The organism is Streptomyces sp. NPDC012466, assembly GCF_042955215.1.
GTDB lineage: Bacteria > Actinomycetota > Actinomycetes > Streptomycetales > Streptomycetaceae > Streptomyces.
The window spans coordinates 211387-229076 of record NZ_JBIBEQ010000001.1 but is presented as its reverse complement, the minus strand read 5'-3'; the positions used below and the strand labels follow the sequence as shown (position 1 = coordinate 229076).

The 17690-nt window shown below is 71.9% G+C and carries 14 protein-coding genes and 2 pseudogenes; 4 read left to right on the top strand and 12 right to left on the bottom strand.

The window, feature by feature from the left end:
• Positions 1-19 precede the first annotated feature (19 nt).
• Positions 20-400, bottom strand: coding sequence for a thioredoxin (gene trxA, locus ACFY9E_RS01055; protein ID WP_384158646.1), 381 nt, complete (start codon positions 398-400; stop codon positions 20-22).
• A 120-nt stretch (positions 401-520) separates the two neighbouring features.
• On the opposite strand from trxA, the gene ACFY9E_RS01050 reads away from it, so the two are divergent.
• Complete coding sequence (locus tag ACFY9E_RS01050) at positions 521-1951, top strand: FAD-dependent oxidoreductase (protein WP_390978083.1); 1431 nt, start codon at positions 521-523, stop codon at positions 1949-1951.
• Positions 1952-1999: 48 nt separating this feature from the next.
• Here the strand turns inward: ACFY9E_RS01050 and ACFY9E_RS01045 are convergent, their stop codons facing one another.
• On the bottom strand, positions 2000-3592 hold the full coding sequence (locus ACFY9E_RS01045) for an ATP-binding cassette domain-containing protein (RefSeq protein ID WP_390978081.1): 1593 nt from the start codon (positions 3590-3592) through the stop codon (positions 2000-2002).
• A 148-nt stretch (positions 3593-3740) separates the two neighbouring features.
• A complete protein-coding gene (locus ACFY9E_RS01040; protein ID WP_390978079.1) occupies positions 3741-4385 on the bottom strand; it encodes a peptide deformylase in 645 nt (214 codons plus the stop codon).
• A gap of 154 nt (positions 4386-4539) precedes the next feature.
• On the opposite strand from ACFY9E_RS01040, the gene ACFY9E_RS01035 reads away from it, so the two are divergent.
• Positions 4540-5943 carry a PepSY domain-containing protein gene (locus ACFY9E_RS01035; RefSeq protein ID WP_390978077.1) on the top strand — a complete coding sequence of 468 codons (1404 nt, stop codon included), beginning with the start codon at positions 4540-4542 and terminating at the stop codon, positions 5941-5943.
• 67 nt (positions 5944-6010) lie between these two features.
• Here the strand turns inward: ACFY9E_RS01035 and ACFY9E_RS01030 are convergent, their stop codons facing one another.
• The 3 genes from ACFY9E_RS01030 to ACFY9E_RS01020 form a co-directional block, all read right to left on the bottom strand.
• Positions 6011-6370, bottom strand: a complete 360-nt coding sequence (locus tag ACFY9E_RS01030; protein ID WP_390978075.1) for a tetratricopeptide repeat protein — start codon at positions 6368-6370, stop codon at positions 6011-6013.
• 70 nt (positions 6371-6440) lie between these two features.
• Positions 6441-6887: a MarR family transcriptional regulator gene (locus tag ACFY9E_RS01025; protein WP_390978073.1), complete on the bottom strand. Its 447-nt coding sequence runs from the start codon at positions 6885-6887 to the stop codon at positions 6441-6443.
• Positions 6884-7366, bottom strand: a complete 483-nt coding sequence (locus tag ACFY9E_RS01020; protein ID WP_390978071.1) for a MarR family transcriptional regulator — start codon at positions 7364-7366, stop codon at positions 6884-6886. Before ACFY9E_RS01020 ends, ACFY9E_RS01025 begins: the two co-directional genes overlap by 4 nt.
• A 113-nt stretch (positions 7367-7479) precedes the next feature.
• Between ACFY9E_RS01020 and ACFY9E_RS01015 the strand changes: the two genes are divergently transcribed.
• The gene (locus ACFY9E_RS01015; protein ID WP_390978069.1) at positions 7480-8445 is read left to right on the top strand and encodes a pirin family protein; all 966 of its coding nucleotides are present in this window, start codon (positions 7480-7482) and stop codon (positions 8443-8445) included.
• 465 nt (positions 8446-8910) lie between these two features.
• On the opposite strand, the gene ACFY9E_RS01010 is transcribed toward ACFY9E_RS01015, so the two are convergent.
• The 6 genes and pseudogenes from ACFY9E_RS01010 to ACFY9E_RS00985 form a co-directional block, all read right to left on the bottom strand.
• Complete coding sequence (locus ACFY9E_RS01010) at positions 8911-9438, bottom strand: hypothetical protein (RefSeq protein WP_390978068.1); 528 nt, start codon at positions 9436-9438, stop codon at positions 8911-8913.
• 2 nt (positions 9439-9440) lie between these two features.
• Positions 9441-11438: an amidase domain-containing protein gene (locus ACFY9E_RS01005; protein ID WP_390980232.1), complete on the bottom strand. Its 1998-nt coding sequence runs from the start codon at positions 11436-11438 to the stop codon at positions 9441-9443.
• A 258-nt stretch (positions 11439-11696) separates the two neighbouring features.
• Positions 11697-13532, bottom strand: a pseudogene (locus ACFY9E_RS01000) (DNRLRE domain-containing protein); the annotation flags it as partial.
• A 347-nt stretch (positions 13533-13879) separates the two neighbouring features.
• Positions 13880-14079, bottom strand: a pseudogene (locus ACFY9E_RS00995) (serine hydrolase); the annotation flags it as partial.
• A gap of 707 nt (positions 14080-14786) precedes the next feature.
• On the bottom strand, positions 14787-15605 hold the full coding sequence (locus ACFY9E_RS00990) for a beta-glucanase (protein WP_390978066.1): 819 nt from the start codon (positions 15603-15605) through the stop codon (positions 14787-14789).
• A gap of 289 nt (positions 15606-15894) precedes the next feature.
• Positions 15895-16590, bottom strand: coding sequence for an ANTAR domain-containing protein (locus tag ACFY9E_RS00985; protein WP_390978064.1), 696 nt, complete (start codon positions 16588-16590; stop codon positions 15895-15897).
• 265 nt (positions 16591-16855) lie between these two features.
• Here ACFY9E_RS00985 and ACFY9E_RS00980 point away from each other — a divergent pair, with 265 nt between their 5' ends.
• Positions 16856-17659: an endonuclease/exonuclease/phosphatase family protein gene (locus tag ACFY9E_RS00980; protein ID WP_390980230.1), complete on the top strand. Its 804-nt coding sequence runs from the start codon at positions 16856-16858 to the stop codon at positions 17657-17659.
• Positions 17660-17690: the final 31 nt, after the last annotated feature.

Genomic DNA, 17690 nt, shown 5'->3' with positions numbered 1-17690 from the left:
CTCGGAACCCCGAGGCCCCTCACTCCGCCGGCTGCTGCGCCTGCTGCTCGGCGATCGCCTTGCGCACCTCGTCCATGTCGAGGTTCCGGGCCTGCCCGATGACGTCCGTCAGGGCGGCCTCGGGCAGGGCGCCCGGCTGGGCGAACACGGCGACCTGGTCCCGGACGATCATCAGCGTGGGGATGGACTGGATACCGAAGGCCGCGGCCAGCTCGGGCTGCGCCTCGGTGTCCACCTTGCCGAACACCAGGTCCGGGTTCTCTCCCGCCGCCTTCTCGTAGACCGGGGCGAACTGCTTGCACGGCCCGCACCAGTCGGCCCAGAAGTCGATCAGGACGAACTCGTTGTCCGTGACCGTCTGGTCGAAGTTCTCCTTGGTGAGCTCCACGGTGCTGCTCATGGCGTCATTCCCTGCTTCCTGGGGTGGGGTCAAGCCGTCGGCACAACACGGCCGACCGGACACGTATTCCGCGCCCCTACCCATGTGGCCAGGGCGCACACCACCCACCAGACTGACCCCATGACGGAAACGGAAACCAACGCGTACGACGTCGTGGTGCTCGGGGCCGGGCCCGTGGGGGAGAACGTCGCCGACCGCACCCGCGCGGCCGGACTGACCACCGCGGTCGTGGAGAGCGAGCTGGTCGGCGGCGAGTGCTCCTACTGGGCGTGCATGCCCAGCAAGGCCCTGCTGCGGCCGGTCATCGCCCGCGCGGACGCCCGCCGCGTACCGGGCCTGCGCCAGTCTGTGCAGGGCCCCCTCGACGCCTCCGCGGTCCTCGCCCACCGCGACTACTACACCTCGAACTGGAAGGACGACGGGCAGGTCGGGTGGCTCGACTCCATCGGCGCCGACCTGTACCGCGGCCACGGGCGCCTCACCGCCCCCCGCACGGTGACGGTCACGGGCCCGGACGGCGGCGAGCGCGTCCTGACCGCCCGGCACGCCGTCGCCGTCTGCACCGGCAGCCGCGCCGCCCTGCCCGGCCTGCCCGGGCTCGACGCGGTCAAGCCGTGGACCAGCCGGGAGGCCACCAGCTCCAAGACCGTGCCCGGCCGGCTGATCGTGATCGGCGGCGGAGTGGTCGCCACCGAGATGGCCACGGTCTGGCAGGCCCTCGGTTCGAAGGTCACCCTGCTGGTCCGCGGCAAGGGCCTGCTCCCCCGGATGGAGCCCTTCGCCGGGGAACTGATCGCCGAGGCGCTCACGGAGGCCGGCGCGGACGTCCGCACGGGCACCTCCGTGGAGTCGGTGACCCGGGAGAACGGGACGGTCGTGGCCGTCACCGGCACGGGCGACCGCATCGAGGCCGACGAGATCCTCTTCGCCACCGGCCGCGCCCCACGCACCGACGACATCGGCCTGGAGACCATCGGCCTCGACCCCGGCTCCTGGCTGCCCGTCGACGACAGCCTCCGCGTGACCGGCCACGACTGGCTGTACGCGGTCGGCGACGTCAACCACCGCGCCCTCCTCACCCACCAGGGCAAGTACCAGGCCCGCATCGCCGGTGCCGCCATCGCCGCACGGGCGAGCGGCGAGGCCCTCCTGGCCGAGCCCTGGGGCGCGCACGCCGCGACCGCCGACCACACCGCCGTCCCCCAGGTCGTCTTCACCGATCCGGAGGCCGCGGCCGTGGGACTGTCCCTGGCCGAGGCGGAACGGGCGGGCCACCGGGTGAAGGCCGTCGACGTGGACCTGTCCACCGTCGCCGGGGCCGGCCTCTACGCCGACGGCTACCAGGGCCGCGCCCGCATGGTCGTCGACCTCGAGGACGAGATCCTGCGCGGCGTCACCCTCGTCGGCCCCGGCGTCGGCGAACTCATCCACTCCGCGACCATCGCGGTCGCCGGGCAGGTCCCGGTCAGCCGCCTGTGGCACGCCGTCCCGTCCTACCCGACGATCAGCGAGGTGTGGCTGCGGCTGCTGGAGGCCTACCGCGACGCCTGACCCGCGGCTCGTCCGGCGCCCCGCGCCGGACGGCGGCCCCGGCCGGGGTCACAGGTGCGCGGGCACCACCAGTTCCCGGTAGTCGTCGTCCCACAGGTCCTCCTCCGCCTCCGGCAGCAGCAGCACCCGGTCCGGCCGCAGCGCGTCGACGGCGCCCTCGTCGTGCGTGACCATGACGATCGCGCCCGGGTAGGTGCCCACCGCGGCCAGGACCTCGGCACGGGAGGCCGGATCGAGGTTGTTGGTGGGCTCGTCGAGGAGCAGGACGTTCGCGCCCGAGTGCACCAGACCCGCGAGGGCGAGCCGGGTCTTCTCGCCGCCGGACAGGACGCCGACCCGCTTGCCGGCGTCGTCGCCGGTGAACAGGAACGCGCCCAGGACCCGGCGCACCTCCCCGTCGGTGAGGTGCGGCGCGGCTCCGGCCAGGTGCCCGCGGACCGTCGACTCCGGGTCCAGGGTGTCGTGCTCCTGCGCGAAGTAGCCCAGGCGCAGACCGTGCCCGTGGACCACCCGGCCGCTGTCGGGCGTGTCCTGCCCGGCCAGGATGCGCAACAGGGTGGTCTTCCCGGCTCCGTTGGGCCCCAGCACCACCAGGCGGCTGCCCCGGTCGACCGCCAGGTCGACACCCCGCAGCACATGCTGACCGCCGTACGACCTGGTCAGGCTCACCGCGCCGAGCGGGATCCGGCCGCAGGGCGCCGGCTCGGGCAGCCGGATCCTGGCCGTCTTCGCGGCGTGCCGGGCCGGTTCGAGGTCCGCGATCAGGCGGTCGGCGCGGCGGGCCATGTTCCGTGCGGCCACCGCGGTCGCCACCCGGGCGCGCATCTTGTCGGCCTGGGCGTGCAGCGCCGCCGCCTTGCGCTCGGCGTTCGCCCGCTCGCGCGTCCGGCGCCGCTCGTCGGCGTCCCGCTGCTCCAGGTAGGCGTCCCAGCCGGTGTTGTGGATGTCGAGCGCGGCCCGTCCCGGGTCCAGGTGGAAGACCCGGTTCACGGTGCCGGCCAGCAGGGACGTGTCGTGACTGATCATCACCAGCCCGCCCTGATGGCTCGTCAGGAAGCCGCGCAGCCAGGCGATCGAGGCCGCGTCGAGGTGGTTCGTCGGTTCGTCCAGCAGCAGGGTGCCGTGCCCGGCGAACAGGATGCGCGCCAGCTCCACGCGCCGGCGCTGACCGCCCGACAGCGCGCTGAGCCGCCGGTCCATCAGGCCCGTCGGCAGACCGAGACCGGCGGCGACCCGGGCGGCCTCCGCCTCGGCCGCGTAACCCCCGCGGGCCTGGAACTCCGCCTCGGCCCGCACATAGGCGTCCATCGACCGGTCCGTGCCGTCGGCCATCGCGGCCTCGGCGCTCCGCAGCGCCCGCACGGCGAGGTCCAGGCCGCGCGCGGAGAGGATCCGGTCGGTGACGGTGACCGACTGGTCGGCGGCGCGGGAGTCCTGGGGGAGATGCCCGACTCCGGCCGTACGGGAGACCGAGCCGGCGGCGGGCCGCAGGACGCCCGCCAGGGTGTGCAACAGGGTCGTCTTCCCGGCGCCGTTGCGGCCGACCAGGCCGATGCGGTCGCCGGGGGACACGTGGAAGGAGACGTCGGACAGCAGCAGACGCGCGCCCACGCGCACGTCGACGTCACGAACGGTGATCATGAGAAAACGCTCCGAACAAGCAAGAGGACACACGGGTGGCGTGGGAGTGGGTCCTCGGCTAGGAAATTCGGGGCGTAGACATGCGGTCACGGTAACGGAGCCCCCGCCGCGGGCGCCTCCGAATTTCGGCGGGGCGGCTCCGCGTGCGCTACGGCAGCTCGAAGCCGAGCGCCCGCGCCGCCTCCTCCGGTGTCGGCTGTGCCCAGCGCTCCGCCATCGCCTGGTTGGACGACAGCGAACGCGTCGCGGCGCGGTCCAGGTACAGGACGCCGTCGAGGTGGTCCGTCTCGTGCTGCACGATCCGGGCCGGCCAGCCCGTGAACACCTCGTCCAGCGCCCGCCCGTGCTCGTCCTGCCCGGTCAGCCGCACCTCGGCGTGCCGCGCCACCACTGCCTGCCAGCCCGGCACGCTCAGGCAGCCCTCGAAGAACGCGGCCCGCGCGTCGCCGACGGGCTCATAGACGGGATTGACCAGCACGCGGAACGGCTGCGGCACCCGCCCGCGTGCCAGACGCACCTCCTCCGGCACCGGCGCGGGGTCCTCGATCACCGCGATCCTGAGCGGCACCCCGACCTGCGGAGCCGCCAGGCCGACCCCGGGTGCCGCACGCATGGTGACCCGCAGGGCCTCGACGAACCGTGCCAGCAGGGCGGGCCCCAGCTGACCGTCGTACGGCTCGGTGGCGTGCCGCAGTACCGGGTCGCCGGCCGCGACGATGGTCAAGGGGAGGCCCTCGTCGAGGAGTTGCCCGACCCGCTCGGCCAGGGGTGCGCGATCGCTCGGTGTTCCCATCGCGTCAGGATGGCACGGCACCCCCCGCCCCCGCGTGATGCACGTCACAGGAGTTCTCCGGGAACCGAACGCCCCGCCGTCCCGACTACTGCACCGCCACGGCCGCCGCCCACAGCGCGACGGCCCAGACGACGTCCCCCGGAGAAGCCCGCCGATGACCACCGCTCCCTCGACCACCACGGACGAGGCCCCGCAGCCAGCCGCCCCGGCACCGTCGAAGAGCCGCTGGGCCCCCTTGCGCCCGCTGATCCTGCGGCTGCACTTCTACGCCGGGGTGCTGGTGGCGCCGTTCCTCCTCGTCGCCGCCGTCACCGGCCTGCTGTACGCCGGCTCGTTCCAGGCCGAGAAGCTCGTCTACGACCACGAACTGGCCGTCCCCGCGGGCGAGAAGAAGCTGCCGATCAGTGAGCAGGTGTCCGCCGCCCGCAAGGCGCACCCCGAGGGCACGGTCTCGGCCGTACGCCCCTCACCCGAGGCCGACGCGACGACCAGGGTCATGCTGTCCGGCGTCCCGGGCGTCGACGAGGGCCACGCGCTCGCGGTGTTCGTCGACCCGTACACCGCGAAGGTGCGCGGCTCCCTCGAACAGTACGGCTCGACCGGCGCGCTGCCGCTGCGCACCTGGATCGACGAGTTCCACCGGGATCTGCACCTGGGCGAGCCGGGGCGGCTGTACAGCGAGCTGGCGGCCAGCTGGCTGTGGGTCATCTCGGCGGGCGGACTGGCGCTGTGGTTCTCCCGCCGCCGGGCCCTGCGCAAGGTACGGGGGACGAAGGGGCGGCGGCGCACGCTCGGCCTGCACGGCAGTGTCGGCGTGTGGGCGGCGGCCGGCTTCTTCTTCCTCTCGGCGACCGGTCTGACCTGGTCGGCCTACGCGGGAGCCACCATCGACGAGCTGCGGACCTCTCTGGGCCAGGCCACCCCGTCGGTGTCCGCGGCGGCCGGCGGTGAACACGCCGGCCACGGCTCCGCCGCCGGGCAGGCGGGTGACGCCGCGCACGGCGTGGGACTGGACAAGGTCCTTGCCGCGGCGCGGGCCGAGGGACTCGGTGACCCGGTGGAGATCGTGCCGCCCGCCGACGCCGAATCGGCGTACGTCGTGAAGCAGGTGCAGCGCGGCTGGCCCTCGAAGCAGGACGCCGTCGCGATCGACCCGTCCGACGGCGAGGTCACGGACGTCGTACGGTTCGCCGACTACCCGGTGCTCGCCAAGCTCACCCGGTGGGGCATCGACCTGCACACCGGCATTTTGTTCGGTCTGGCCAACCAGATCGCCCTGATGCTCCTCGCGCTCTCCCTGATCCTGCTGATCGTCTGGGGCTACCGCATGTGGTGGCAGCGCGGCCGCGGCACCGCCTTCGGCCGTCCGATCCCACGCGGCGCCTGGCAGCAGGTCCCGCCGCAGCTCCTCGTACCGCTGCTGGCGGGCATCGCCGTCCTCGGGTACTTCCTGCCGCTGTTCGGCATCCCGCTGGCGGGCTTCCTCGCCGCAGACATCGTGCTGGGGGAGATCGCCTACCGGCGGGGGCGGCGGTCGTACGGGACACCGGTCGAGTAGCGGACCGCCGCCGGTACACGGATGCCCGGCTCCTCGTGGAGCCGGGCACCCTCATGTACGGCGCGGGTCAGCGCTGCTCGAAGTCACCGCCGAGCGCCGAGGCGATCCGCAAGTGCGACTCCGCCTCCTCGTGCCGGTTCTGCCGCTGCAGGGTGCGGCCGAGCATCAGCCGGGCGTAGTACTCCACGGGGTCCCGCTCGACGATCGTCCGCAGCTCGCCCTCGGCCCGCCGCAGTTGGGCCGAGTGGTAGTAGGAGCGCGCCAGGAGCAGCCGGGGCCCGGTCTGCTCGGGCACCTCCTCGACCAGCCCGACCAGGACGCGCGCGGCGGCGGCGTAGTCCTTGGCGTCGAAGAACAGCTGCGCGCGCTCCCAGCGCTCGGCCGGGGTTCCGTGGGCGTAGTACGTGGTGTCCTGGGTGGTGTTCACTCGGTGCCTCCTTCGAGGCCGACAACCGCGCCCGGCGGTGCGATATTCCACTGGCCGGACGCGGCCCGGACTAGCGGGTCAGGGCGGCCAGTTCGGCGTCGGCCCGCTCGGTGATCAGGCTCAGCACGCGGCCCGTGACGGCCAGGTCCTGCGCCGGTATGCCGTCGTAGATCCGGGCCGTGATGGGCGCCGTCTCGCCGGAGGTCGTGGCGTACAGCTCGCGGCCGGCGTCCGTGATCCGTACCTCCGACGCCCCGGCGGGGGTCAGCAACTGCGCGGCGATCAGCTCGTCGAGCACGTGGTGCGCCTCGGCCGCGTCGATCTTCAGGGCGCCGGTGACACCGTCGGCGAGCTGCTCGCGCCGGACCGGGCCGTCGGCGACGGCGGCGAGCCGCAGGGTCACGGACTGCTGGAAGGTGATGCCGTGCCGGGTCAGCACGTTCTCGAGGAGAGCGCGGCCGGCGTAGTGGGCCAGGGCGATGACGCGTGGGTCGACGCGGGGTGTGGCGGTGGTCATGACTGCTCCGTCTCGTTCTCGCTGAAGGGATCAAGCTGTGTGTCGAGCAGGATCGTGAGGTCGCGCGTGAACTCCCGGGTGCGCGCGCTGTCGAGGCCGCCGAGCGGGTCGAGGAGCTGCTGGAGCAGCCCGTGGACGACCTCGATCGCCCGCCGGGTGACCTCCTGGCCCTGCTCGGTGAGCGCGAGCTGCACCGCGCGCGGGTCGCGGGGGTCCCGGGTCCGTTCCAGGAGGCCGGCGGTCTCCAGTGCCCGGGCGAGCTTGGACACGTAGAGCGGCTCCAGCCCGGTGTGGTCGGCGAGGCGGCGCTGGCTGGGCCGCTCACCGGAGCGCTGCATGCCGTGCAGCGAGGCCACCAGCGAGTACTGCGCGTGGGTGAGCCCCAGCGGGGCCACCGCACGGTCGACCGCGACCCGCCACTTCATCGACAGCCGCCACACCAGGAACCCGGGCGTCGCGCCTTCGGAACCGTTGCTCATGCCGGATACCGTACATGGCTACTATGTACATGGCTACTGTTTTACGAGGTACCTGCGGCGCGGCCCTGAGGTGACGCTGACGCGAGCCCCCGTGCCGGACTAGGTTGTGCGCCATGAGCAATCTTGAGCGCGAGGCGGCCCCGTCCCTGTGCGGCGGCCGTGGCTTCGTGGTGGCGGAGCCGGTGCGTGAACTCCTCAGCCCTCGCCAGGTCAAGCTGGGAGAGTCCAGCGAAGTCCGCCGGCTGCTGCCCAACCTCGGCCGCCGGATGGTCGGGGCCTGGTGCTTCGTCGACCACTACGGTCCCGACGACATCGCCGACGAGCCCGGCATGCAGGTGCCGCCGCATCCCCACATGGGCCTGCAGACGGTGAGCTGGCTGCACGAGGGGGAGGTGCTGCACCGCGACTCCACCGGCAGCCTCCAGACGATCCGCCCGCGCGAACTCGGCCTGATGACCTCCGGCCGGGCGATCAGCCACTCGGAGGAGAGCCCGCGCTCGCACGCCCGCTTCCTGCACGGCGCGCAACTGTGGGTCGCCCTCCCCGACAGCCACCGCCACACCGAGCCACGCTTCGAACACCACGCCGATCTGCCGGTCGTCACGGCCTCCGGCCTCACGGCCACGCTGATCCTCGGCGACCTCGACGGCGCGACCTCACCCGGCACCGCGTACACCCCGATCGTCGGCGCCGACCTGGCGCTGACCCGAGGTGCGGACGTCCGCCTCCCCCTGCAACCGGACTTCGAGTACGCCGTCCTGTCCATGTCCGGCGAGGCCCACGTCGACGGCGTCCCGCTCCTGCCCGGCTCCATGCTCTACCTCGGCTGCGGCCGCACCGAACTGCCCCTGCGCGCCGAGTCGGACGCGGGCCTGATGCTCCTGGGCGGCGAACCGTTCGAGGAGGAACTGATCATGTTCTGGAACTGGATCGGACGGACGCAGGAGGAGATCGAGCAGGCGCGCCGGGACTGGATGGAAGGGACACGGTTCGGCGAGGTGAAGGGCTACGACGGGGCGCCACTGCCCGCGCCGAAACTGCCGCCGGTGCCGTTGAAACCGCGGGGAAGGGTGCGCTGACCTGCGGAAACGCGTCAGCGTTGGTGATCGCAGGGCGGAAGGTGGTCGGGTCGTTCTCGCTGTCTTCCACCCGCTTGTCTGCGGGCGGCTGTGGCAGGACTCCTGCTGACCTGATGCCGACTTTGCTGACACCTCGTCAGGATCGGGCAGGGGCTGCGGCACCCTGGACGTCCTGTTGCCGATCGCCCAGGACTCCGACGCCTACGCCCGCCTGGTGCGCCAAGCCGGCCGCGGCCAACTGCACCGCTACCACCGCTACTACCGCGTCGACGACGGCACCCGCACGGACGCCCTCGTCGACACCTGCCCGGATCGTCTGCGCCGAACGTGTCCGGTGAGGGGCTTGCGGCGGTGTTCCCCGGATGGTGGACCTGCTTCGGGACGGCGGCGATCCGTGAGATGCGCAGGACCGCACCCCGGATGTCCGGAGTGCGGTCCTCGAAAGGCGGTGCGGGCAGGTGACCGCTAGCTCTCCGACGGGGTGCCGGAGGTGCCGGAACCGGAGCCGCCCGGTTTCGGCGGAGCCCAGGTGGGCTTGGCCGTCGCCTCCTTCGGGTCGGGCTCGGCGAGGGTGAGTCCCCAGGAGTCGTCCTCGCCGATGCGGGCCTCGATCTCCTTGACCTGGCCGCTCTTGGCGAAGTACAGGACCACGACCTGCCGCACGGACCCCTCGTCGTAGAAGTCCGCCGTCACGTCTCCCTTGGCGGCGGCTCCGAAGGCCTTGACCCAGTTGCGGGCCGTGGCGTCGGCGTCCGCGTCGTCGACGGCGAGCGCGGCCAGCCCGTCGGCGTCACCGTCGGCGAGCCGCCACACGGCCTTCTGAACCGTCTCCAGACTTCCCGTGGAGGGGTAGCCGACGACCCGCAGCGGCTGGTGATTGCTGTAATCCGTCTGATACGTCAGGGACGCGTCGTCCGACGAGCAGCCCGTCAGAAGTCCGCCCGCGAGGAGGCCGGCCAGTGCGAGGGCGGAGAGCCTTGCCTTGCGCACCATGATCAGGACCTCGCCTTCGGACGGAGGATGGTGACTCGCTCGATGTAGTTGGGCTTGCCGCGGTACCGCAGGATCGCAGCCGCGAGGCTGGTCCTGTTCGAGCTGCCGTGCTGGATCAGTTGGAGCCCGTGCCGCTTGCGCTCGACGATGGCCACGTGGTTGTAGCCCCGTTCCCGCTTCCACTTGAAGAGCACGAGATCTCCCGGCTTGGCGGACAGGGCCGTGACGTGTTTGGCCCCGCGGTAGCGGATCATGTGCCGGCGGAAGTTCTCGGCGGCGGCCCAGGTGTAGCTCTTGTTCTTGATCTTGCCGAAGAGGTAGTACTGCTGCCACCAGGCGCGGTCGTGCTTGCGCCCGCCGTGCCGCGTCTTCATCTTGCCACCGTGGTACAGCGCCTTGGACACGAAGTTGGTGCAGTCCTGGCCGTACTCCCAGCGGGTTCTGACGTTGTGGGAGGCCCACTTGACCGTCCCGGAGCCGGACACCTGCGCGGCGGCGCGCTTGACGCGCAGTGACGCCTTCTGAGCGGCCGGGGCGGGTTCCTCGACCGGCAGGCCGTCAGCGTCGAGCGCGATCGGCTCGTCGGGCACCTCGCTGATCGGACCCAGTGAGGCGTCGGTGGTCTCCAGGCCGTTGGCGGCCGAAGCCGACGCCGAGAGCACGGTCTCCACCGCCGGGGCGTCCGCCTCGACGTGGAGGATCGGCGCGCCGCTGTTGGTGCTGAAGGTGAAGCGCTGCTCCCGCCGTCCTTCCTCCGGTTCGCCGCCCGGGTCGCCCGGGTCCGCCGGGGTCCCGCCCGTCAGCACGGCCGAGTCCTCGAGGACCGCGCGCAGGAACACCGTGCCGTTGTCGTCGACACCGACCAGGACGTCGGACAGCTTGGTCGTCATCTCGGTGTAGCGCTGACCGCGCCGGGCCAGTATGTCCCGGGCCTCCGCGAGGTCCGCGGCCTGGGCGCCGAGCAGGTCCTGGAACGCGGCCCCGCGCGAGCTCGCCGTGAGCGCCGCCGCGGCGGTCGGACGCTTGTCGGTGAGGATCGCGCCACGGGCATCGACGTACTGCTGCACGATCTCCCGGTAGGTGGCCGCACCGCCCGGAACGGCCACGGGTGTGAGAGCTTCCGACGTCGTGCCGGGACCGGTGCCGTGCGGGGTGCGCGCCGTCACGGTCACTCGATGCGCGGTGCCGTTCTTGAGCCCGTCCACGACGATGTGCGCGTCGCGGGTGGTGGCCCTGGCGGCCTCGCTGCCGTCCGGCTTCGTGACGACGACGGTGTATTCCGCGCCGTCCGTCGACGAACCCGGATCCAGCGGCGGGTTCCAGGTCGCCAGGAGCCCGCCGTCACCGGCACTCACGCGCAGGTCCTGCGGTGCTCCGGGCGCGGTCGGTGCCACGTAGGTGATGACCAGCCGCGGCCGCTTCGCCTGGTCCGTGCTGCGGCTGGAGTGGTAGGCGACTGCCGACGCGGTGTCGGCGGCGGGCAGCCGCACCGCGACCCCATCGCCTGCCTGCTCGTCGATCCAGGACTGCACCAGTGGCGCGAGGTCCTGGGTGTCGGCGAGGGCGGATTCGGTGAACGGGGCGTCGTCCAGTACGTCCAGCAGACCGGTTCCGGTGCGCGGCGTGGCCCAGGGCTCGTGCAGCTGGTACACCTCGACCGGCCGCTGCGCGCAGGTGCCGGTGCCGCATTCGGCCGGAGTCAGCACGAGCCGGGCCCGGGTCACTCTGGCGCCTTCCGGCACCTTGCCGAGGTCCGGCTTGAGCCAGGCGGCCCGCTCACCGTCGGTGCCGCCGCCCAGCGTCAGCCGGCCGTCGGTGACGGCGGGGCAGCCGCCGTCCGCACAGGCCTTGGTGCCGACCGGCACCGTTGCGTCATCGAGGGAGGGGCCCGTGAGGGTGACGGACGTGGTGTCGGGTGCCTTCGGGTCGCCGGCGTCGGTAGCGGTGAACTCCTGCTCGTAGGACCAGGCCGAGCAGCCCCGGTCGGTGCAGGCGCGCATCGCCCAGAGGTACGTCGTGCCCGCGCGCAGTGCGCCATCGGGGACGCGTGCCGCGGCGCGCTGACCGCTGTCCACCCAGGCCTCCGGGACGCTCACCCCCGGAAGCTGCTTTCCGTCGGCGTCGCGCAGGACGAACTCGGCCCGAACGCGGCCCTGTTCGGGGCTGGATACCAGCCCGGACAGCAAGGGGGTGAGGGACTGTGTGGCCCCGGACTCCAGTGCCTGCGGCATGTCCGGCAGACCGCCGGGACGGCGCCCGGTGGCGACCGTGAAGGTGGCCCAGTCGGACCAGGCGAGGTTGAAGTGCGAGCCGTCATAGGGGCTGGTGCGGAACCGGTAGGTCGCACCGTCCTTGAGCGTACCGTCCGGGACCGTCACGGCCGCGGCGCGTCCGGAGTCCACTCGCGGCGAGACGAGGTAGTCCCCGACCCGCTTGCCGGTCGCCGCGTCGACGATTTCGAAGGTGCCGGTGACGCGGTCGCCGTCCTTGTCGGAGAACGTGTCCCGCAGCGTCGGCGTCGTGGTGTTGACCTGCCAGGCGCCCGAGGCGTCCGCGGTGAACGGAGGGCCGGCCTGGCGGTTGTTGCCCGACCGCGGGCGGAAGTTGTAAGTGACCGTCAGTTTGGGCGGGTTGCTGGTGGCGTTGGCGGAGTTGACCCGCTTCCACTGCCCGACGACCGACTCGTCGGCGGCCCTCAGGCCCATGCTGGACTGCGGCGCCTTCGCGGAGGCCCAGGTCTGCACGAGCGAGGTCACATCCGCGTTGATCCAGCCGCCCGCGCCGCACTTCGGATTGCCCTTGGTCTCGGTGGACGTCGAGTGCTGAGTGTGCAAGGCGGGCTGCGACGTCCAGCGGCTGGAGACCGAGGCCTTGTCGGCCGACCAGACAGCCCAGGGCTGGGCCTTGCAGTCGATGTTGCCCGAGTGGAAGTTCCACAGGCTGAGCTCGGCGCTCGTCACCAGGGCGTCCGCGAGGGGGGCCGTTCCCCAGGTGATGAAGGACCGTGCCGTGCGCGGTGTGCCGTTGGCGTTCTCCGTACCCGGGTTGCCGAAGTCCAGCTCGGTGTCGGTGGACCAGTCGCGGGCTTCTCCCTGCTGGACGTACGTGTCGAAGACGTTGCTGAGGACGGAGGTCGACGGGTCCACGGTGACCGGGTACCGCGTCGCGGGGTCGGCCAGGAACGCGGCGTCGGGTTTGACCACGAGGTCGATCTGCGAGCCCCGCTGCTTCACCTGCATCGCCACCGGCACGCGGCGGGTGTGCTCGCCGGACCGTTCGTCGACGGTCGCGTCCCACATCACCGGGGCGGGCATGACGGCCCGCTCCTGACCGGTCTCGCGGTCCGTGAACAGCACACTGCCGTCCGGCTGTTGATCGGCACGCAGTCCTTCGGCGCGCAGCGGGAGGGTGTAGCCGTAGTCCTTCGTGGACGGGCGCTGCTTGATCTCGACGTACTGCTCGAATCCCGTACGGGTGGCTTCCACGACGACGTCGGCGCCCGGGACGGCGTCGGGGTAGGTGGCGCGGTTGCCGTCCAGTTCGGGCTGCGGCAGGCCGCCCTTCCACTGGAGGGTGACCTGCTGCTCGCCCTCGCCGAGAGTGACGAGGTCGCGCGCACCTGCCGTGCGGGCGGCGCCGAGGGAGGAGGCGGGTGTCCCGCCCTTGCCCGCGAGGGTCAGTGAGGCGGGGTGTGCCTTGGGCGCCACGGTGCCGTCACGGCGTTCGGTGAGATCCGTGTCGACGGTGACCCAGCTGCCGTTGCGGTCGAACCGTACGGGACCGGCGGTGAGTTCGGTCGTCAGTGAGCCGTCCTGGTTGACCCACGTGGTGGTCGTCTCGGTGCGCTCGGACAGCGCCTCCACCCGCTTGCCGGAACGCTTCGCCTCGGCGAGGGCGGACGGCACGTCGGGAGCGGAGGGCTTCCCGGCCGACTCGTTCACGGCGGGTGTCGCCGCGACGGCCGGCCGGGGCGCCGTCAGGGCCGCCCCGCTCAGCAGCGTGAGTGAGAGGGTGATCAGAGCAGTGGTGCGCGGCAGGCGTCTGAGCGCACGCGAGGGGTGCCGTTCCCCCGGAACGGGCGGTGGTATGTGCATGGTGTGCATTCGACCCTTGGTCAGATGGTCATGGAGCAATGAAGAAGTCGCAAAGCTAATGCCTGGCTGGTGTGCACACATCACCGAGCGGGGTGTTTTGCTCCACTCTGATCATGGATGGGCTGCGGTGGGCTTTGTCACGGCGAAGTGAGGGAACCTCAGGCTCCCTCTGCCCTCCGCCCCTGCGGTGCCCTCGGATTCTGGCCCGGTCGTACCGTCCGCCACCTGAATTCCGGGTCAGCCGTACATCGCCACGCGGTACGGCGTCATAAGCGCGTCGTCGATCGGGTGGGGCTGCGGCTTGCGGGAGGGGTCGAGCTGCGAATGCGTCCCGGTGCGGTGCGGTAAACCGTGATCGCGGCACCGCGTTCTCCGGGACCGGCTTCGGAAGGTTCCGGCCGGTCGGTGTGTCGAGCCCGAGCTGACCGCTCTCGGCCTGCCGCAGCACCGCGGCGGCGGTGAACGTCTCGGTGATGCTGCCGACCCGGTGCCGCATGCCGACGGTGACGGGCCGGCCGGTGGCGACATCGGCGATGCGCACCCGGCCGGCCAACGGGCTCGGCCCGGCGGAAGGGGGCGAAGCGGGCGAGGAACGGGACAGGTGGGGGAGCCGGCCGTCCGGGAGGCCCCGGCATTCCCGGTCGGTTCCCCGCCCGGGGCGTACGGCAGCCATGCGCCGACGGCACCGGCCAGCAGCACGGCAACCGCCACCGCCTCCATCAGCGCGGGCTTCGCCACGGCCGAGCGGCGCGGTGAGGTGCGGCCCAGGTCGCCGGCCCCTTCGCGCCCGCAGGAACCTCGTCGGCGAGTCCGGCTACGGCTGGCAGGTCTGCACGGGCCCGGCCGGGCACCCGTTCCGCCTCTGCCGCAACCGGTCGTCGTGCCGGTCCGACGCGGCGCGGCCGCGGTCGAGGTCCGAGCCAGTCCCGCCGCTCGGGCCCGGAGACAACCGCCGGGCACGGACTGATGCACGGCGGTCGGTTGAGAAGGACCGGGAGAGCGCCTGCACCTGGCCCCCGAGCCGGCCGGGCCGGCCCAGCGGGCCCGGTCTAGCCCACCGAGTGGGAGACCACGCTCGGAAACGACTGCCTCGACACCGTGGACGGGACCCTTCTGCGCCGGGACTACGGGCTGGTGGAGCCAGGGCAGTCGGGTGTGGTCCGGCGTATCTCCCGCGTGGGGGAGCGAGGCGGGCTGACCGGACCCTCGGGACCCGCCCGCCCAACGCCTCGATCCTGATCTGCCTGGACTCGGTCACGGCGGCGGTTCTGTTTCCCCCTGCGGCGTGGCTGCTGGTCCGTGGTCGCTTGTGCCGGGGGCGAGCTCGTGCTCACGTGCTTCCGATGTGGCGCCGGCCGGGGTGTTGAACGTTGTCGGTCGTCGGACGAGAAGGTGGCTCACCTCGTACGACATCTCGGTCGTTCCCGGTCGCGGTGCTGGGTGGTACCGCCCGGCGCACACGGACAGGTTGACGATGAGATAGGCGTGCCAGGTCCGGCCGACACCTCGGCCGTCGGTGAAGACCGGTCTGCCGTTGAGCCACCAGTCCACCGAGCGGGTGCCGAAGACGGTACGCAGGTCCACCCATGCGCCCGGGCGGATTGCCTGGTCGCGGTGGTAGCGGTTGGTGCCGCGCACGTGGTTGGTGAATTCGAGGAGGTCGGGGTTGTCCGGGTGGTATTCGAAGATGTCGATTTCCTGGTCACCGTCGCGCCAGGTCCAGATCGCCGGCCACGCGCCGATCTCTTCCGGCAGACGCACCCGGGCTTCGAGAACATCCCCGGCACGAACGGTGAAGCCGTCCTGGCTTCCCTCGGTGGTGAGCAGTCCGGTGTTCCACCGGCCGTCCTGCCGTCGTCGGGCCCGGAAAACGCCGGAGCGGCTGTATACGGCGTCGGCCACCAGGTGGTCGAGCTTGTCATCGCGTGGGTTGACCGGGCCGCCGCCGGGATAGGCCCAGGAACGGCCCGCGACCCACTGGGTGGTGGAAGTGAAGTCGGCGGTGAAGACGACCGGTGTGGACGGTGGGCGGCCGGGAGCCGGAAGTGAGCCGGGCGGTAAGGATTCGGTCATGGCGAATTACTCACCGGTTGGCGGCCTGATATACGCCCACGCCCCTTCCCGGAAGCAGATTTGATCCCTTCAGGTGAATGGCAGGGAACAGGACCGTCGGGAGTTTACGCCCGTGCCGCTATGGAGCTTTCGAATGCCTGGATGTCAGTCCCGTGCGTTGAAGAGCACGCCGCCCGGCCGGTGACTCGTCGGCATAGCATCGCTGATCGCCTGCACCTGTCTCACCGGCGAGGTCGTCGTGCTCGACGGCGGGCTGAATCCGACCTGAGGAACCGTCCCGGTCGAGCCGTCACGCCGGATCACCGGTGCGCTTGTCACGGATCCGCTGTGCGACATCGCGCAGCTTGATGTTGTGATGCTGGGAGATGTTGCGCAGCACGTTGAAGGCGTCGTCCTCACTCATCCCGTGGCGTTCCATGAGCATGCCCATGGCCTCGCCGATGGCGTGCCGGGTCTCCAGAGCGTGCTCCAGCTGGTCGATGGTGCGGGCGTCCGCGAGGGCGACGGCGGCGTGCGAGGCCAGCAGCCAGCCGGCGGTGGCGTTCTCCTCGGTGAAGACCCCCGGGCGGTGGGCGTACAGGTTCAGCGCGCCGAAGTCCTCGTCGTGGGTGTAGAGCAGAATCCCGGTCATGCTCCCGATGCCCAGTGCGCGGGCGGCCTCGGCGTACCGCGGCCAGTCCGGCTGGGGCCGGGTCATGTCGGTGATCCGGAACACGCGGTCCTCGTCCGCGCGACGGGCGAGATCGAAGCACGGCCCCTCACCCAGTTCACCCTGCACCCGGTCGGATTCCTCGACCATGTCGCCGTAGGAGGACAGCGTGACGGCGCGGCCCTTGCGCACCGCGAGGATCCCGGCCGCGTCACAGCCGTCCACCAGTTTCACGGCCGACGCCGCGATCTCGTCCAGCGTCTGCTGCACCGAGTCCTGCTTGAGCAGGGTCCGGGCGAGCACGGCCATCTCCTCGGCGAACTTCTGCCAGTCCATGTGCCACCGCCCGTGTCGATCACCAGTTCAGTCACCCTACGCACAGCCTGGCCGCTCCCGGCCGAAGGCGCCAGGACCGGGGAGCGTGGCGCGGGCCCCGGCGGCGTCTCCCCGGGGCAAAGCGATACGAGAGGACTCCGCCCCCGCGTGCCCGACGACCCCGTCCCCTAACCTCGTACAAGGAGACTCGGACGTCGGGTGTATCCGCCGTGAGGAGGCGAGGGTGCTCGGTAGGGGGACGGGCGCGCGGTTGTTCGCGGGCGCCATGGCGGCGGTTTTCGTGGTGCTCGTCGGCCCCAGCGCACCGGGCGGCGCCTTCTACGCCGGGGCGCGGCGCGCCGACGCCGTCCGGGACGTCGTGGCGAACCGTGTCATGACGTGGAACATCTGCAACCCCTGCGAGACGAGCGACGTCGACCGGGCCGCGGAGATCGCCGCGTACGCGCCCCAGGTCATCGGCCTCCAGGAGGCGTGCGTGCGTGACGTCGAGAGGATCCGGGAGTACCTGGAGAACCTTTACGGGCTGGTCTACCGCGTCGAGTACGGGAGCGTGCTGCGGAAGTGGGGCCGCTGCGGCGGCGCGCCGTGGAGTCCGGGCGCCTACGGCCAGGCCATCCTCTCGGCCGCGCCGATGACGGACCCCGTCACCGTGGAGTATCCCGACGGCGGATCCGAGGACCGCGGGTACATGGCCGTGACCACCACCGTGGGCGACCGGTCCGTGCGGGTCTTCAACACACATCTCGCCCAACGGCGGCAGGAGGATGTCCGGGCCGGTCAGACCCGTGTGCTCGCCGCGGAGTTCGCCCGGCACGACCGTGCGATCCTGCTCGGCGACCTCAACGCCGTGCCGGAGGCCCCCGAACTCGGCCGGATATGGGCACTGGCCACGGACGCGGACCCGCAGTGCCGTCCGTCGCCCACCGGGGCCTGCCGGCCGACCACCGACTGGCAGAGCAAGTTCGACTACGTGTTCCTGCGGGGCATCGTCCCGCTCGGGCACCGTGTGCTTCCCAGTCCGTACTCGGACCACCACCCCCTGTACGCGGACCTGGACGTGACCCCCTGAGCGGTCGCCCGGCCGCCGCCGGGCCAGGGCC

Bases quoted from the DNA above. Each gene is read 5' to 3' on its own strand.
- ACFY9E_RS01050 (WP_390978083.1), top strand. From the start codon at position 521: ATGACGGAAACGGAAACCAACGCGTACGACGTCGTGGTGCTCGGGGCC.
- trxA (WP_384158646.1), bottom strand. From the start codon at position 400: ATGAGCAGCACCGTGGAGCTCACCAAGGAGAACTTCGACCAGACGGTC.
- ACFY9E_RS01005 (WP_390980232.1), bottom strand. From the start codon at position 11,438: ATGCGCGCCTGCACCGACCGGGGCTGCTCGGCCTGGTCCTACGAGCAG.
- ACFY9E_RS00985 (WP_390978064.1), bottom strand. From the start codon at position 16,590: ATGGACTGGCAGAAGTTCGCCGAGGAGATGGCCGTGCTCGCCCGGACC.
- ACFY9E_RS00990 (WP_390978066.1), bottom strand. From the start codon at position 15,605: ATGACCGAATCCTTACCGCCCGGCTCACTTCCGGCTCCCGGCCGCCCA.
- ACFY9E_RS01015 (WP_390978069.1), top strand. From the start codon at position 7,480: ATGAGCAATCTTGAGCGCGAGGCGGCCCCGTCCCTGTGCGGCGGCCGT.
- ACFY9E_RS01040 (WP_390978079.1), bottom strand. From the start codon at position 4,385: ATGGGAACACCGAGCGATCGCGCACCCCTGGCCGAGCGGGTCGGGCAA.
- ACFY9E_RS01035 (WP_390978077.1), top strand. From the start codon at position 4,540: ATGACCACCGCTCCCTCGACCACCACGGACGAGGCCCCGCAGCCAGCC.
- ACFY9E_RS01010 (WP_390978068.1), bottom strand. From the start codon at position 9,438: ATGGTGCGCAAGGCAAGGCTCTCCGCCCTCGCACTGGCCGGCCTCCTC.
- ACFY9E_RS01020 (WP_390978071.1), bottom strand. From the start codon at position 7,366: ATGAGCAACGGTTCCGAAGGCGCGACGCCCGGGTTCCTGGTGTGGCGG.
- ACFY9E_RS01025 (WP_390978073.1), bottom strand. From the start codon at position 6,887: ATGACCACCGCCACACCCCGCGTCGACCCACGCGTCATCGCCCTGGCC.
- ACFY9E_RS01045 (WP_390978081.1), bottom strand. From the start codon at position 3,592: ATGATCACCGTTCGTGACGTCGACGTGCGCGTGGGCGCGCGTCTGCTG.
- ACFY9E_RS00980 (WP_390980230.1), top strand. From the start codon at position 16,856: ATGGCGGCGGTTTTCGTGGTGCTCGTCGGCCCCAGCGCACCGGGCGGC.